The sequence below is a fragment of the Rickettsia koreansis genome, assembly GCF_046532895.1.
GTDB classification, from domain to species: Bacteria; Pseudomonadota; Alphaproteobacteria; order Rickettsiales; family Rickettsiaceae; genus Rickettsia; species Rickettsia rickettsii.
The window spans coordinates 363,115-379,755 of record NZ_WHLZ01000001.1; the positions used below are offsets into that span (position 1 = coordinate 363,115).

Below are 16,641 nucleotides of genomic sequence, written 5' to 3' on the forward strand. Positions count from 1 at the left end.
GCCTACGCGGGAATGACATAGAGACCCACTAAACACCCGTAGAACCAAAGCCACCGCTACCACGCATCGTCTCTATAAGACTACTACTTTCTTTCCATAATATACGTTCGTACTTTGCGATTATCATCTGTGCAATTCGCATGCCTTTTTCTATAATAAAATCTTCTTTACCGAGATTAATAAGAATGACCTTTATTTCACCTCGATAATCTGCATCAATAGTACCGGGTGAATTAGCAACCGTGATACCGTGTTTAACGGCAAGACCCGAACGAGGTCTTATTTGGGCTTCAAACGAATCCGGTAGTGCTATAGCGATGCCTGTTGGAATTAGCTGTATTGCGCCTGCTTTTATTGTTGTAGGTTGCTCGTTTGCGGCTATTAAATCCATCCCTGCACTATGCTCTGTAGCATATTCCGGCAGACTGCCGGAAAAATTTTCTAGTTTTGTAATTTTAACTTGTGTTATTGTCATATTATTTCATATCAAATTTATCGTTAATAATTTTATTTTCTACCGCATCAATTAAAGAATTAGCAAGATTATCGGTTAATATCTTACTTCCCATGCCAAGTTTCTTTTTAAGCCAAGGTTGCTTAGCACACAGATATTGAAACTTAATATTATCACCAAATTTTTCTTTCATTACGCTATACATATCACCTATGCCGTCAATTAAGCCGTAATCAAGCGCTGTTTGCCCTGCCCAAAATTCACCGTTAAATAAAATTTCGTCTTGCTGAGTTAACTTCCCTGCTCTTCTTGTTTTTACATATTCTATAAAATGTTCATAAACCTGCTTTTGCAAATCTTTGATAATTTTAAGATCATCTTTATTAATAGGTTTAAACGGATCCAATACTGATTTATTCTTGCCTTCCGTATAAACTCTTCTCTCTATCCCAAGTTTATTAATTGCTTCATGAAAACCAAATCCGCTTGATACTACTCCGATACTACCGATAACCGAACTCGGCAAAGCATATATCCGGTCACCGCTGCAAGCCAGCCAATATCCACCTGAAGCCGCCATATCTTCAATAAAACTATAAATTTTTATTTTATTTTCTTCAGCAAGGTCACGAATACGTTTTGCAATAAGTTCAGATTGTACCGGAGAACCGCCGGGAGAATTAATAATTAAACATAAAGCTTTTAATTTCTTTATTTTAAAAGCTTTTTCTATTAGTTCATTTAATGATTCTAAAGTAAGTCCCGATTGCATAGTACTTACTTTACCGATAACACCGCTAAGGCGTAAAACGGCAATCACCTCTTTAGAATTACCAAAAACCGAAGCAAATAATTGATCTAATTTACTTATCTGCCGTTTGGTTATTATCTGATCAAATTCAGCATTCGCCATAGTTGATTTATTTACTTCATTCATTAATTTTACTCATTTTTAATTTAATATACTCGTTTAATTTGAAAAATTGGCTATGTTGTCTTATAAGATCTGCGGTACTCACCTATTAAGTATATGCTCCGCTCCTCGCCTTATAGACTCCTTGCTCTTTTCCAAATTACACTTATTCTATTTACTTGGAGTTACTATAGAGCATCCTTTTTTATTGGCGGCAAAGGCTTAGCCGGTGTATTCAGAGATTGCTCGTTATAACTATTTTTAGGTTCAGGATAATTTCCGGAAATGGCAGATAAAATAGTATCTCTAACTTTTTCGTCATACCAATTTGTATTGCCGACAAAGCTAGTTACTATTTTGCCGTTTGGGTCTATTAATAGTCGGTAAACTAACAACCCCTAAGGCTTTAAATAATTCATTTCTATAATCATGATAAATCGGCAAATATCTTATTTGATAGCTTTTAAAATATTCTTTCACAACTTTTATGCCTTGATAATCTTCTGAAATCGGAATTACTGAAAAAGGTAATTTCCTAAAATCTTTTTGCAACATATCAAGGTCAGGCATTTCTTTGATACAAGGAGCACTCCAAGTAGCCCAAAACACTAACAATATAGTCTTTCCTTCAAACTGATCAAGAGAATATTGATTTTTTTCTTCATCAAAAAAAATTATATTATCAGGAACACTTGAACCTCTTAAAAATGCTAATTTATCCTTAGACTGCTCATAGAGCTTAGCATGAATTTTAGGAATAAAAATTATTATAGATAATAAAAATACTATAATATATATAAGATATTTATTATAATTTCTTAAGGTCATATAATAATTTATAGTAATGAAGACATTTTTTTTATTCGTATTAGCACTTACATTATGTAGTTGTGGTATAAAAAAGCCTTTAGAAGCACCGCAGAAAGAGGCAAAACGTCATTGCGAGCAGTCGTAGACTGTGTGGCAATCTCGTAAAATATCCTGGAGATTGCTTCGTCAAATTACTTCGTAATTTTCCTCGCAATGACGTACTGTATCAATACCTCTTAAGCGTCGTACCTTGCAAAACTAAGTCAAAACAATAAGACGGCATATTTTCTTGCGGTTCGATCAATATTGGATTTACTTCACCGCACTCATTATCACACATATTTTTATCAGATAAGTCTAAGCGTGTTTCGAGAGTAGTAAGACTAGGATGCTCTATTCTTATATTTGCACTTCTCAAATAACGAGAAGATTTATAAGGCAACATGCTAATAAAGTAATATTCTCCTTTATTATTAGTAGTAGCAATACCGGAACCGGTAAAACTTGAATCGCTTTTACTTGTAAATCTTCTTTTATCAACTCTCGTTTTTAAAGGTTCGTAAGGATATTTACCACCGCTGCCTGCTTGCCATAAATAAACTTTAGCATCCGCAACCGGTACGCAATTTTGATCTAATACTTTTCCTTTAATTAATATCCTTTCACCGTAAAATTTTGATAATCTTCCTGTTTTACGTAATAAATTATTAGTAGTTTCAAAAACTTTTGGTTCATAATCATTAAATATATTTCTAGTAATTTTACAACGATTAAGCTTATTAGGGTAAGTTTTAGAGGCAGCAAATATGTTTAATGTCCATAAACATAAAAAACAAAATATAAATTTTTTCACTTTTCACCACTATATTTATAAAATTCTGCATCTAAATTTAAATCAATTATTTTTATTAATCAAATTATTTTTATTCTCATTTGATTATTAAGTAATTGATTGTTATAGTAAACTTTGTTATACTAAAACATTATATATATGCAAAAATTTTTATCTTTAATAATTGTAATTCTAATACTTTACAATATAGTCAAGTTAAAAATATCTCCCGACAACAATAATCTTACAACTGTAGAGCAAACGGCTTCAAATAATTCATCTACCGATGAAAACCAAACTAGTATAAATAATGAACCTCCTATTTCATTAAACGGCAACTTATTTGAACGTACGGTTTCAAAAATAGTAATCAATGCTCTTAAAACCGAAGAAGGAAAAGCATTTTTTGAAAATATTTTACAACCGTTAAATGGACCTATCAATCCTAATGATTACACTATTGAAGTACGTAAGGATTTAGTAAAAACACTGTTCAAAATTAATACGCTCGGTAGCGGTAATATCGGTCCCGCTTCTTGCGGACATGTAGTTACCGTATCTTATCAAATATCAGATATGAACAATACTTTAATATCTGAAGATACTAAGACTTTTACTTTAGGCTCTGCTCCTGTAATGCTTGGCTTAGATAATGTAATAATCGGTATGATGGTAGGAGAAGCACGAGAAGCTATTATTCCGGCAAAATATGCCGTTAATAATAGTAATAATATTATCTTCGATGATGCTTATAATTATAAAGTTAATGTAATTTTAAAATCCATATTACCGCAAAATTTTGTTAAAAGTAATAAAGTGAAAATTTATGACGATGAGATAGCGTATCGTGTTCCTTTATTATGTGGTGAAAAAGTAAGCTTTAATGCTAAAATTACTCGCTTATCAAACGGTAAAATACTATATGATTCAAAAGCAAAAGGACAACAAATAGATATGAAAATCGGCGATATTACATATCCTTTAATTTTTTCTTACGCCTTGCAAGGTAAAGTAATGGTTGGAACACGCAGTGTTATTGCTGAAGGCAAAACATTTAAAACTTTAGGTTCTAACATAAATAAAATTATTTCTCATGAATCGTTACCGATAAATGAATATCTTTTGCTTGAACTAAGAGACTTTAAACAAAATTAAATAAATATGAAACAAAATAAAATTCAAAGACAAAAAAATTATATTTTATTATCTATCCTTGTCATAATGATAATAATTGTATATCTTATAACATTAATAAAAATTGCAGGATAAATTTTGTAATTATTAAAAATTTAAAACTCAAATTAAACGAGTATATAAGCATCTGACTTTAAACTTTAATTATAATATGGAAATTATTAAAAAAAACAAAAATATTATTATATTAGTAGGTTTAATATTTTTAGCAGTAATTATTTATATCTATACAAGTAAGAGTTCCTATAATAAAACAAACGATAATATATTAGAAGTAAAGATAGCTATACAAGATCATAAATTTGTTCCGAATATAGTTGAAGTACCAAAATCGACTAAGATAAGGTTAATTGTTCATAATGAAGATGATACGGTAGAAGAGTTTGAAAGTCATGATTTACATCGTGAAAAAATAGTTATGCCAAATGAGTCAATACATATTATACTTGCACCTCTCAAGTCCGGAAAATATGAATTTTTTGGAGATTTTCATCAAGATACAGCTCAGGGTCTTATAATTGTTAATGATTAGATAAAAAATATGTTTAAAATTGCTTTAGTAGTGTTTCGTGAATGTTTAGAAATATCCTTATTACTTGGTGTAATACTCGTCGTAACAAAACAAATAGAAAAATCTCGTCTTTATATTATTGCTGGAGTCATGCTTGGAGTAGTATTTGCTTCAATTTTTGCATTTTTTACACGTAAATTATCTTTATCTTTTGGCGGAATAGGCGACGAGTTATTCGATTCCGGAATTATGATACTAATAACAATTCTGATTAGCTGGACAATAATATGGATGCAAGGTTACGGTATAAAAGTAAAGCAACATATAAACGACTTATCAGTAAAAATTCATGAAGGTAATGCCAGTTATTTCATGTTGTTTTTTTTAGTTGCCACTACTATATTACGAGAAGGTGCAGAAATTATTATTTTAGTATATAGCATATCTTCAGTTGAAACAATATCAAGCAGTATTTACTTGCAAGGAGTGATAATAGGTGCTACAAGTGGCTTCTTACTTGGTTTAGTAATATATTTCGGTTTCATTAAGATTGCTAATCAAAAATATATTTTTAAAATCTCTACCATATTATTAATGCTAATAGCAGGCGGATTTGCAGCAAGTGCTGCAGGTATTTTAACCTCTTCCGGTCTAGTTATGTTTTTATCCGATCAACTTTGGGATAGTTCATGGTTAGTAGCAGATAGAAGTATGATAGGTAAAATCTTACATATTGTTACCGGTTATATTGCAAGACCTAACGGGCTACAAGTACTGGCTTATTTTACTACTATATTACTGATAAATATTGTCATACAAATAAAATTAAGATATTCCAAAAATAACTTAATATCAGTACAAAAAAATGAATCAAATTAATTTTATCAAATAGAACAATTAAATTAAATATGTTAAAACTTTTATCAGAAATTGGTCCGGTAATAGCATTTTTTGCAGGCTTTTTTTATGGAGGCGGTATACAACACGCTACTCTTTATATGCTTATTACCTCTGTTATTTGTATTACCCTTTGTTATGTTATAGATAAGCAAGTATCCAAGCTTTCTATTATTTCTACGACTGTTTTATTAGTTTCAGGAAGCATTACTTTAATTAGCGGCGATTCAATGTATATAAAAATCAAACCTACTATATTATATGTTATTTTTGGAATAATATTTCTCATGAGCGGTATAAGAAAAAATCCTTTTATCAAATATGCTTTAGAGAGTATAGTACGTCTTAAAGAAGAAAGTTGGATAACCTTAAGCTATAGAACAGCGGCTTTTTTCTTTTTTATGGCTATAGTTAATGAAATAGTTTGGCGTAATTACTCAGATGAAACATGGGTAAAATTCAAAGTATTCGGTGTAATACCTATGACTTTTATATTTATTTTACTGCAATTACCTCTTTTATTAAAGAATAAATTACCGAATAGTAAGATATGATATATAATACCTTACTATTTTTACTTTATGTCATTACCGCGTAGGCGTTGTTGCATGGACCGGTAAAATCCACTGTATCACCCCGTGGCTTGACGACGGGGTCCATACAAACAATTTAAAATACTAATAATATTAGTATTTTAAGCTGGATCCCACAATCAAGTCGCGGGATGACACAGAAAAGCACTGGATCCCTGCTTTCACAGAGATAACACCGATGGCTTTTTAAAAATTGTCCGGTACTATAATAAACAAACAGTTAATTCTTGAACAAATACAATCTTTTTAAAAATCGTAGGGTACTATTGTTATGATATTACGAGTTCTAATTTTTATAGCTCTTTCTTTTAGTCTATCTGCTTGTTTACCTGCTATTTTTACCGTAGCAACCACTACCGGCATTGTTGCTTCAAAAGATCAACAAATGTCTGAAACATTAAATGATGCAAGGATTTCTGCCAGCATTAAAGCTGATTTAGTAAAAAATAATTTTAGAGATTTAGGTGCTAAAATAAAGGTTGAAGTATCACAAGGAAGAGTATTATTAACAGGAAATATTCAAAAAGAATCTGATGCGTTAAAAGCCGTAGAAATTGCTTGGAATCAAAAAAGCGTAAAAGAAGTTATTAATGAGTTGAAAGTAAATAAAAACAGTAATCATTTTGACTTAGCCCAATATACTAAAGATAGTATGATAACCACGCAAATTAAAGCTAAAAATTTAGTCAGCAAAGACATTAAATTTGCTAATTATACTATTCTAACTATAGATAATATTGTTTATTTATTTGGAGTTGCAAGATCAGAAGAAGAGCTAGAAAAGCTTGCTTCTATTGCATCAAAAATAAAAGGTGTTGAAAAAGTTGTGTGTTACGCTAAAATAATGAATAACTTTAACACAAATAATGATAATAGTGAAGAATCATAAATTCAAATTAGACCTCTTGCAGAACGAAGCTAATAAAGAGAAATTTGAAGGCAACACGGTATGTAGCACCGCAGCGTACACTTCAATACGTGAGGATGCGAGTACCGGATTGACGTATACCGCAGATGTTTCAAACGTTGGAAATCAAATAAGTGGTGAGCCTGCACAGCTTATAAAAATACGTGAACACAGGAGAATCCCGAAATTTGACGTACCAAATCTTGAAGTATCAAAGGTATACAAATTACCTTTAGGAGCACGTTATGCAAAGGGTTTATTACTTTTGTTAATTTTTTGTTTCGGTCTAAGCAGTTGTAATACCTCAAAAAGATTACCTTATTCCCACAAATATTCTTACAAAGAATTATCAAAAGATGATCCTCATAATCTAACTTATAAAGGACATTATAAAGTCGGTAAAAATTATAAAATAAAAGGAAAGACTTACAAACCTCACAACCCTAAATCTTTTACCGAAACAGGTTATGCCTCATGGTACGGTGGACATAAAGACGGTTTTCACGGCAAAAAAACAGCTAACGGCGATAGATTTAATAGAAATTTATTAACTGCTGCACATAAAACTCTTCCGCTCCCTTGCTTAGTTAAAGTTACCAACAAAGCCAATAATAAAGCAGTAATTTTAATGGTTAATGATAGAGGTCCTTTTAAGAAAAATCGTATAATAGATGTTTCTCAAAAAGCGGCTGAAATTTTAGCATTTAAAAATCAAGGTATAACTAAAGTAAAAATAGAATATTTACCTAATGAAACTGAGAAATTTCTAAAAAATATTAATCTAAAAAAACCACAAAGTAAAACTTTAGCTAAAAACTCTAAAAAATCTTCATCTAATAAAGTTAAAAAAAACAATAAATGTAGCGTTAATTGTCATATAAAACTTGTAAATTTAAAGTATAAATTGGCAGTAACTCCTTAAAAGATGTGTGAATATTAAATCGTCAGTAGTCGTAGGCGTTGTTGCATGGCTCGCTTTTTAACGTCAGTGCAAGTAGCAACTTAAGTTTCGACGAAGCAATCTCAGGAATTTTTGTATTACCTCATGAGATTGCCACGACCACTTTGTGGTCTCGCAATGACGATACATATCAACTACGTATATTCTTTTTCTTTATTATTTTTGATTTAGCTTTTGTAGTAGATTTATTATTAGAGGCAAGCTTGATTGAAGGTTTAGGGACTATAGGCTTAATATTAAAATGCTGATCTAGTAGCCCCATCATCTTTTGATCACGAGATGCGGCACTTTTACTGCCTGTAACAACGGCAATCAATGATTTACCGTTCCTAGAAGCAGTAGTTACTAAATTATAACCTGCCGGTGTATGAAAACCTGTTTTCATCCCTTCTGCACCTTGATAATTTTTAGTAACCATATTATGTCCGTTTACTACGTTTCCACGAAATACAAAGCTGGTTTTAGCAAATAACGGATAAAATTTAGGATAATCTCTCTTCAAAGCCATAGCAAGTTTAGCCATATCTCTTGCGGTCGTTTGCTGCAATGGGTCATGCCAACCTGAAGCATTTTTAAAATAGGTATTCTTCATACCGAGCTGTTTAGCTTTAACATTCATTAAATGAGCAAAAGCTTTCTCTGAACCTTTCATGCCCTCAGCAACCGTTACAGCGACATCATTAGCAGATTTTATAATTAATCCATTAATTGCCTCTCGAACGGTTATAGTTTCCTCTGCTTTTAAACCCAGCTTACAAGGCGGCATTTTTGAAGCTTTTGCTGATACAAGTAATTTTTTATCTAAAGGTAACTTACCAGCTTCAATTGCTTCAAACATTAAGTATAGAGTCATTAGCTTAGTTAAAGAAGCAGGGTAAATCCGAATTTGTGAATTATGGGCCTGCAACACTTTACCGCTTTTTGCATCAATTACTAAACTAGTTTGAACAGGAGGTTTAGGGGTATTTTTTACGGCTTTTTTTGCTTCGCTTATAGGCGCAAAGAAAAATGTTACGACAAAAACATAAGGTAATAAAAATTTCCTAAACATTTTAAATAAATAAAATATTATTCAAATTAAACCAAGTGTGATTTTTCGTCATTGTGAGGAAAAATTGAAAATTTTGACGAAGCAATCCAGTAAAAAATGCATAGCATTTTTTTATTATTTTCCTAGATTGTCACGCTTCCTACGGTCGCTCGCAATGACGATGAAAATAATACTTACTACACATTAACCTTTTTATTAAGATACATTAATATAAACAAAGCAGGCAAGGCTAAAATTATAGTAAAGAGGAAAAAACCGTCCCAGCCTATCATATTTACGAGTTTTCCAGCATAAATAGTGACAGTATTGTTACATAAACTACTAGCACTACTAAGTAAAGCATATTGTGTTGCGGAATATTTTTTATTACATAAATTACCTATATATCCGACTAAAGCAGTAGCACCCATAGCAGCAGCAAAATTCTCTATAGTAATAGCAATGAATAAAGCTTCAAAAGAAGGATGCTGATGATTAAGCCAAATAAATGCAAAATGCGTTAAGCTTTGTGCAATACCGGTAATAATCAAACCTTTAAAATTCCCCACCCTATACATTACAATACCACCGACAAAACCGCCGACTAAGGTTGCAATCAATCCATAAAGTTTAGCTATTATTGCTATTTCGCCTTTTGTATAACCAAGCTCTATATAAAAAGGTGAGGCAACCGCTCCAAGCATAGCATCGCCTAATTTAAAAAATATTACCGCAAGTAAAATAGTTGCAGCAAACTCTCTTTTGAAAAAATCCTTGAAAGGATTAATTACTGTAGAAATCCATGAAGTAATAGAAATAATATTAATTTTTTCTCTTACTAATTCTTTTTCGTTTACGGTTATTATAAATATCGTTGCAACGACAAATATTATAGCTATAACAAAGAAAGTTAGTTGCCAATTATTTCCAGTTATTTCTGCAAGGTACAAAGCACCTGCCCCTGTAATAAGCATACCGATTCGATAACCGAATACGGCGGTTGCACTAGCTATGCTTTGTGTGTCTTGATCAAACTTATCTATACGCAACGCATCAACGGCAATATCAAACGTGCTAGATAAAAAGCCTAATAATATAGTCAAAAAATAGAAAGAAGTTAAAGAAACTTCAGGATTTTCCTTGCTCATAGCAATTAGTACTAAAGCCATTAAAGAGCTACATAATATAAGCCAGCTTTTGCGATGTCCCCATCTACTTAAAAAAGGTATTTTAAAATTGTCGACTAGAGGCGACCAAAATACTTTTAACGAATATGATAACCTTGCAACCGCAAAAGTAGTAATAACGGCGATATCTATACCGGATTCTTTTAACCATACCGCAAGAGTAGAAAAAATTATAACCAGCGGCACACCGCTCACTATTCCTAAAATAAATATTTCAAATAATCGATAGTCTTTAAAAATCTTGGTAATGCGCATTGTGATATTTCATTAAATCGTCATTGCGAGGAGGGGCATAGTCCCGACGTGACAATCTTGTTAAGTATCTTGAGATTGCTTTGTCAATTACTTACATAATTTCCTCGCAATGACGGAAATATTAGTGTTGCAATAATAATTAATAAATATAAGCTATTTACTTTATAAATCAACCATTTTCTCTTAACTCCTTATTATACAACCTATAATATTCATCTTTATTCTTAAGCAATTGTGTATGAGTGCCTTGTTCACAAATCTCACCGTTTTTCATGACGATAATATTATCAAGATCGGTAATACTGCTTAAACGATGCGTAATAATTAAAGTGGTTTTTCCTTGGCGTAATTTCTTTAACGATTCTAGAATTTTCTGTTCGGAAGCTTGGTCTAAGCTGCTTGTTGCTTCATCCCAAATTAAAATAGGAGCATCTTTTAAGAAAGCTCTAGCAATAGATAAACGCTGACGCTGACCGCCTGAAAGAGTCATCCCCTGCCCCCCTATCTGCGTGTCGTAACCATTCGGCAGATGCATAATAAACTCATGAGCATCGGCATATTTTGCTGCTCTAATTATTTCTTCTCTTGTAGCGTTTTCCTGACCATATGCTATATTTTCTGCAACGCTTGTATCAAACAAATGAGTATCTTGAGTCACTAAGGAAATCTGACCTCTAAGTGAAGTAAGCTTAATATCTTTAATATCATGATTATTAATTAAAATTCTTCCTTCATTTGGATCATAAAAACGCACTAATAAATTACTAAGCGAAGTCTTAGCACTACCTGAACGCCCGACAAACGCAATAATTTTATAAGGCTCTAACCTTAAATCTATATATTTTATAGCTATTTTACTCTCAAACCTTAAAGCTAGTTTTTCAAAAGTAATTTGTGGATTATATAAATCTACGTCTTTAGCATCTTCATGATCTTTAATAAGAGGCTCGGTATCCAAAATACTAAATACCCTCTTAGCTGCTGCTATTCCTTCTTGCAAATTAACATTTAACGATACCAAACTTTTAAACGGTCTATAAGCCGCTGCAAAAGAAGCCAAAAAAGCAAAAAGAGCCCCTGGCGTACTTTTCCCCTCCAGGACTAGATTACCTCCATACCATACCATCCCTCCAACTGCAAGCCCGCTTAAACCCTCCATAATCGGTGAAACCATCGCATCTAGCTTAGATGTTTTTTTGTAGCACTCTAAAATATTATTAATAATCAACGATGCTCTATTACTTTCTATTTGTTCGCCTACAAAAGATTTAATAATCTTAATTGACTGAAATGTTTCATCAAGCCGAGAGGTATAATGCCCAAGCTCTTCTTGTGACTGTGCAAATATTCTTCTTATCTTTCTACCCATCCTTTGCACCGGATAAACAGCTAAAGGGAAAACAAGAAAAACTACGCAAGATAATAGCGGTTCTAAATGAAACATTGTTGCTATTAAACATACCACAGTTAGGAAATGTTTAGCACATCCGACAAGTAAGTTAGAAACAGCTCCACGCATCAAAGAAATATCATTAGTAAAACGAGATATTAAACGTCCTGAAGATTGGTTTTGAATAAAAGAAATATCGGCAAATAACAAATGCTCATACATTTTTATCTGTAAATCGTTTAGTACCCTCTGCCCAACAAATTTTATTAGATAATTCTGATAATACTCTGAAATTCCTTTTATAACAAAAGTTACAGTAAGCACTATAGGCATTATTATAAGCATTTTCTTATCATGCGTTAAAAAAACCTTATCAATAATAGGTCTAGCTGCATGTACGATCACTGCCGTACAAAGTGCTGCAACAACCATACAAAATATCGAAAAATATATTTTATTTGCGTAAGGTTTAACATGATCTTTTATCAGCCTTTTTATAACATCTGCGGCTGTGTAGTTATCATTTAAATTATTGTTATTCATTCTCGTTAAAAATATTAATTTGATGATGTGATTGATTCGGTACAGGCATTTTCAAATGCTCAAAAGCGGCAATCGTGATTACCCTACCTCTAGGAGTTCTTTGTAGTAAACCTATCTGTATAAGATAAGGCTCTATGGTTTCTTCAAGTGCATCACGTTGTTCAGATAAGGCAGCTGCAATCGTTTCAATTCCGACAGGACCGCCGTTATAATTATCCGCTATGAATTTTAGATAACGATAATCATTGCTATCAAGTCCTATGCGATCAACCGCCAAACGATTTAACCCAAAATCAGAGATTTCCTTATCTACTCTTGATTTACCGTCAACTGCTGCAAAATCTCTTATACGACGAAGCAATCTTAATGCAATTCTTGGCGTTCCTCTACTTCTTTTAGCTATTTCTGCAGAACCCGAATCGGTCAAATCAATATCAAGTAGTTTACTCGCTCTATTGAGAACTTTCTTCAATTCCTCGGTATTATAAAAATTTAGCCGCATAGGGATACCGAACCTATCACGCAAAGGATTACTAAGCAGCCCGAGGCGTGTGGTAGCACCGATTAAGGTAAATTTCGGCAAGGTTATTTTCACTGACCTTGCGGCAGATCCTTCACCGATAATTATATCAAGCTCAAAATCTTCCATAGCAGGATATAAAACCTCTTCAACCGCAGTATTTAAGCGGTGGATTTCATCAATAAATAATACATCGTTCTTTTCAAGATTGGTAAGAATAGCAGCAAGATCAGCGACCTTAAGTATAGCAGGACCGGAGGTGGATTTAAAATTACCGCCGATTTCGTTAGAGATAATTTTAGCAAGCGTAGTTTTACCAAGCCCGGGCGGACCGTAAAATAAAGTATGATCAAGATGCTCATTTCGAGATTTTGCAGCCTTAATAAATACCGAAAGATTTTCTTTAATCTGCTGTTGACCGACAAATTCTTGCAAATATGACGGCCTTATCGGCAATTCTTGATCATTTTCACTTTTTTCAGGTGATAATATATTAGTCATTATTTTAAATCGAATATAATGACTAATAATAGCCAAAAAATAGTTTTATGCTATAAATTATTTTAGACTTTTATATTAGCCCTCTTCATAGAAACTAGTTACCCCTTCTCTAAGTTTATCTACGGTGTCAAAAAATTTTTCTGTATCAGTGACGCCTAAGTTTTGTAATTCTTCTTTAAGGTAATTTTGATTTAATCCTTTATATAACTTGAAATAATGGCCAAATATCTCATTTGATAATATTATATTAGGATTTTCATAATAATTTTTCAAAACTTCTGCTACATATTTTAGAGTAAGGTTATTTTCATCAGTTATTGTTGTAATTTGTGCGTCCAATTCTTGTCTATCTTGAGATTTCATTCCTATCTTATAACCTAAAATATTACATCCAATTAAGCTTTTATTCTCTTTTATAACATCCGATAAGGCTTTCTTTGATTCCTCGCTTACTTCTGTACTTAATGAAAAATTCAATCCGGCAAGTTTAGTATTTTTAACAAATGAGGATCAGGCAGGAACATTATTATCAAAAAATATCCCACTTATATCTAAATCGCTTATTTTTGTTTCGTTTACTCTTAAGGTATCTAAAAGAACATCTATCTTATTAACATTATTCAAAGCATTTATAAAACTAATGTCGGTAATTCGGCATAGCGGATCTTTAAAAAATTCAGCAAATAACTTTATTGATTTTAAACTCCACTCAAAACTATCAGTGCTTTTAAGTACTTTATAGTAGCGTCTCCTTGTAAAGCATTAAATAACCCATTTAAAACATCTTCAGGAATTTTAGAGTATCCAGCAGCTGCAAATACCGGTGATTGTGGTACAAAATTAACCTCGGTAATAATTAAAGTAGCAGGGTCTTTCTCTAGCTCTTTTAATATTTCTTCAGCCTGTATTTTCCCTAAATATTCTATTAACTTGGACAGTTATTTTATATTAATTTTAGTAATTAAAATTAATATAAAATAACTGCTAATTTATCAACTAAAAATTAGAATTTCGATTTTTCAAGGCTGTTTTGATTAATTCATCAATAGAGATTTCGGGATTTTTGGTAATGATGCCTTGAACAGCGTTTTGAGCTTCAAATCTAGAAAATCCTAGATTTACTAGAGCTTTTATTACTTCATTACTTGCAACGGGTGTGATATTCTTAATATTTAAGCTCTCTTTAATAATAGCTGAACCACTTGATATTTTCGCTACTTTACCTTTCAGCTCTAGCACTATACGTTCAGCAAGTTTAGCCCCTACTCCGGATATTACTTTAAATATATTTTTATCTTCATTATTTACAGCAATTTGAATATCTGAAGGCGTAAGGTTTGATAAGATAGATAAAGCCATTCTTGTACCTATACCGTTTACTGATTGTAGCAAATTAAAAAAATTCTTCTCTTCTAGAGTCAAAAAACCGTAAAGATGAATATGTTCCTCTCTAACATGGGTTTCGATAAATAGTTTATAAAACTCCCCTGCAGCAAGTTTACCTAAAGTTTTACCTGAAGCATAGACTAAGTACCCTACCCCGTTTACGTCAATTATAACGTAATCATCGCCTTGGAAATCAACTTTACCGCTTAATTTACCGATCATATATTTACTTTTTCTTTTTACTATATATTAAAATTAGTGTTGGTAAAGCGGTAATAATTGCTGTTAAGATGTAATGAATAACAAACGGTCTATCCATCATATGACAGCCCATCATTAGGAATAGTTTGAGCCAAAACCATATAAGCAACTATTATCGTCACTACTAATATATAGACCGGTAAAAAACCAAATATTTTATAAAATTTTTCATGTTAATCTCTTTTTGAATCAGTGATATGATGTTATTCCTACGAAAGCAGAAATCTAGGGATAAAGCAAGATAAACCGAGCTTTTAAAAAGCTTTAAAGTACTGGATTCCCGCTTTCGCGGGAATGGCATCAGAGATTTTTTCTTCTCTTAAGTTAACCCTCATACACGAAAGCGGGAATGACACATTAAAAACTACACAAACTTATAATAAGTTTGATTCTTATCCCCTTTACTTATTAAAAGTTTACGCTCTAAACCATATAACAAATCTCTACTAGCCGTTGCCGTAGAAATATTTTTATGTAAAATATTTTTATGTACAGTAATATAATCTTTTCTAGAAAACCATTGATCTATTAAATTAACCTTAGCAAATTCCATTCTAGATAAAGGCGTATTTGCCTCATATGTAATACTATTACTATATAATCTTAATGCTGCAACTATTCTATCAAGCATAAACTCGATAAATAAGGTCGATTCACCAAGCCTATCACACTTACTTAAAACACTATAATATTCACTTTGATTATTCCTTATCAAACTTTCAACGGAAATATACTCAAAAATTTTATTAGCTTGAATTAGTAATAATTGTTGCCATAATCTACCGATTCGTCCGTTACCGTCTGAAAAAGGATGGATAAATTCAAACTCATAATGAAATATACAAGCTTTAACTATTCCAGAAATTTGCTTATCTTGTGCTATAAACTCAAATAAATCCTGCATTAATAAAGATACACGGCGTGCCGTAGGGGCAAAATGTATAATCTCTGTGCCTTTAAATATAGCGGCATTACCTTTACGCCACTTTCCGTTATCTTCTACTAATCCTTGCATTAATATCTCATGTGCTTTTAATAATGATTCAATTTTGCAGGGATTAAATATAGTCAGATTATTGTATAGTTTTATAGCATTTTTTACTTCTACAATATCTTTTTCAGGTGCGAGTACACGCTTGCCGTTTATTATATCGGTTATCTGCTCTACGCTTAAACTATTTCCTTCAATTGCTAAAGAAGAATGGATGGTTTTAATTTGATTATTTTTTCTAAGTTTTATAGGTTGAGAGTAAAGCTTGCTACCGGCTAAAATACCAAGCTTATAAGAAATATCTTGTGATAACTCCAAGATTTTATTAGTTATTTGAAAAGACGGTTTGCTATTCATTATATGATAGTATCATATGATACTATCATTGTCTACGAAGAATATTTTTGCTATATCATTCCCATAGGGTATTAGCCTTATTGCATGACTCCAAAATCATCATTGCGAACAGCCGTAGACTGCGTGGCAATCTCATGCAATAATAACA

The 16,641-nt window shown here is 32.0% G+C and carries 16 protein-coding genes and 2 pseudogenes; 6 read left to right on the forward strand and 12 right to left on the reverse strand.

Annotated features, from left to right (window positions below):
* Positions 1-28 precede the first annotated feature (28 nt).
* The 4 genes and pseudogenes from dut to GCO76_RS02070 form a co-directional block, all read right to left on the reverse strand.
* Positions 29-475, reverse strand: coding sequence for a dUTP diphosphatase (gene dut, locus GCO76_RS02055; protein WP_410956010.1), 447 nt, complete (start codon positions 473-475; stop codon positions 29-31).
* 1 nt (position 476) lies between these two features.
* On the reverse strand, positions 477-1,391 hold the full coding sequence (locus tag GCO76_RS02060; RefSeq protein ID WP_103896991.1) for a S49 family peptidase: 915 nt from the start codon (positions 1,389-1,391) through the stop codon (positions 477-479).
* A 164-nt stretch (positions 1,392-1,555) separates the two neighbouring features.
* Positions 1,556-2,195 (reverse strand): annotated as a pseudogene (locus tag GCO76_RS02065) (TlpA disulfide reductase family protein).
* Positions 2,196-2,403: 208 nt separating this feature from the next.
* Positions 2,404-3,030: a dioxygenase family protein gene (locus GCO76_RS02070; protein WP_064463564.1), complete on the reverse strand. Its 627-nt coding sequence runs from the start codon at positions 3,028-3,030 to the stop codon at positions 2,404-2,406.
* 138 nt (positions 3,031-3,168) lie between these two features.
* Here GCO76_RS02070 and GCO76_RS02075 point away from each other — a divergent pair, with 138 nt between their 5' ends.
* The 6 genes from GCO76_RS02075 to GCO76_RS02100 all read left to right on the forward strand — a co-directional run bounded on the left by GCO76_RS02075 (position 3,169) and on the right by GCO76_RS02100 (position 8,033).
* Positions 3,169-4,164, forward strand: a complete 996-nt coding sequence (locus tag GCO76_RS02075; protein WP_410956011.1) for an FKBP-type peptidyl-prolyl cis-trans isomerase — start codon at positions 3,169-3,171, stop codon at positions 4,162-4,164.
* Positions 4,165-4,354: 190 nt separating this feature from the next.
* Entirely contained in the window at positions 4,355-4,735 is a 381-nt protein-coding gene (locus tag GCO76_RS02080) for a cupredoxin domain-containing protein (protein WP_103896988.1), read from the forward strand.
* A 9-nt stretch (positions 4,736-4,744) separates the two neighbouring features.
* Positions 4,745-5,593 carry an FTR1 family protein gene (locus GCO76_RS02085; RefSeq protein WP_410956012.1) on the forward strand — a complete coding sequence of 283 codons (849 nt, stop codon included), beginning with the start codon at positions 4,745-4,747 and terminating at the stop codon, positions 5,591-5,593.
* Positions 5,594-5,622: 29 nt separating this feature from the next.
* Positions 5,623-6,165, forward strand: a complete 543-nt coding sequence (locus tag GCO76_RS02090; protein WP_410956013.1) for a septation protein A — start codon at positions 5,623-5,625, stop codon at positions 6,163-6,165.
* Positions 6,166-6,475: 310 nt separating this feature from the next.
* Entirely contained in the window at positions 6,476-7,093 is a 618-nt protein-coding gene (locus tag GCO76_RS02095; RefSeq protein ID WP_410956014.1) for a BON domain-containing protein, read from the forward strand.
* Positions 7,071-8,033, forward strand: coding sequence for a septal ring lytic transglycosylase RlpA family protein (locus tag GCO76_RS02100; protein ID WP_410956015.1), 963 nt, complete (start codon positions 7,071-7,073; stop codon positions 8,031-8,033). Before GCO76_RS02095 ends, GCO76_RS02100 begins: the two co-directional genes overlap by 23 nt.
* A gap of 169 nt (positions 8,034-8,202) precedes the next feature.
* Here the strand turns inward: GCO76_RS02100 and GCO76_RS02105 are convergent, their stop codons facing one another.
* The 8 genes and pseudogenes from GCO76_RS02105 to GCO76_RS02140 form a co-directional block, all read right to left on the reverse strand.
* On the reverse strand, positions 8,203-9,123 hold the full coding sequence (locus GCO76_RS02105; protein WP_410956016.1) for a D-alanyl-D-alanine carboxypeptidase family protein: 921 nt from the start codon (positions 9,121-9,123) through the stop codon (positions 8,203-8,205).
* Positions 9,124-9,299: 176 nt separating this feature from the next.
* The gene (locus tag GCO76_RS02110) at positions 9,300-10,544 is read right to left on the reverse strand and encodes an AmpG family muropeptide MFS transporter (RefSeq protein WP_410956017.1); all 1,245 of its coding nucleotides are present in this window, start codon (positions 10,542-10,544) and stop codon (positions 9,300-9,302) included.
* Between the two features lie 169 nt (positions 10,545-10,713).
* Positions 10,714-12,477, reverse strand: a complete 1,764-nt coding sequence (locus tag GCO76_RS02115) for an ABC transporter ATP-binding protein (protein ID WP_410956018.1) — start codon at positions 12,475-12,477, stop codon at positions 10,714-10,716.
* On the reverse strand, positions 12,470-13,498 hold the full coding sequence (gene ruvB / locus GCO76_RS02120; protein ID WP_410956019.1) for a Holliday junction branch migration DNA helicase RuvB: 1,029 nt from the start codon (positions 13,496-13,498) through the stop codon (positions 12,470-12,472). The genes GCO76_RS02115 and ruvB overlap by 8 nt, the downstream gene beginning before the upstream one ends.
* Positions 13,499-13,573: 75 nt before the next feature.
* The gene (locus GCO76_RS02125; RefSeq protein WP_410956454.1) at positions 13,574-13,861 is read right to left on the reverse strand and encodes a hypothetical protein; all 288 of its coding nucleotides are present in this window, start codon (positions 13,859-13,861) and stop codon (positions 13,574-13,576) included.
* A gap of 633 nt (positions 13,862-14,494) precedes the next feature.
* The gene (gene ruvA, locus GCO76_RS02130; protein ID WP_410956020.1) at positions 14,495-15,106 is read right to left on the reverse strand and encodes a Holliday junction branch migration protein RuvA; all 612 of its coding nucleotides are present in this window, start codon (positions 15,104-15,106) and stop codon (positions 14,495-14,497) included.
* 4 nt (positions 15,107-15,110) lie between these two features.
* A pseudogene (locus GCO76_RS02135) lies at positions 15,111-15,317 on the reverse strand (Holliday junction ATP-dependent DNA helicase RuvA).
* Positions 15,318-15,509: 192 nt separating this feature from the next.
* Complete coding sequence (locus GCO76_RS02140) at positions 15,510-16,493, reverse strand: Fic family protein (RefSeq protein WP_410956021.1); 984 nt, start codon at positions 16,491-16,493, stop codon at positions 15,510-15,512.
* Positions 16,494-16,641: the final 148 nt, after the last annotated feature.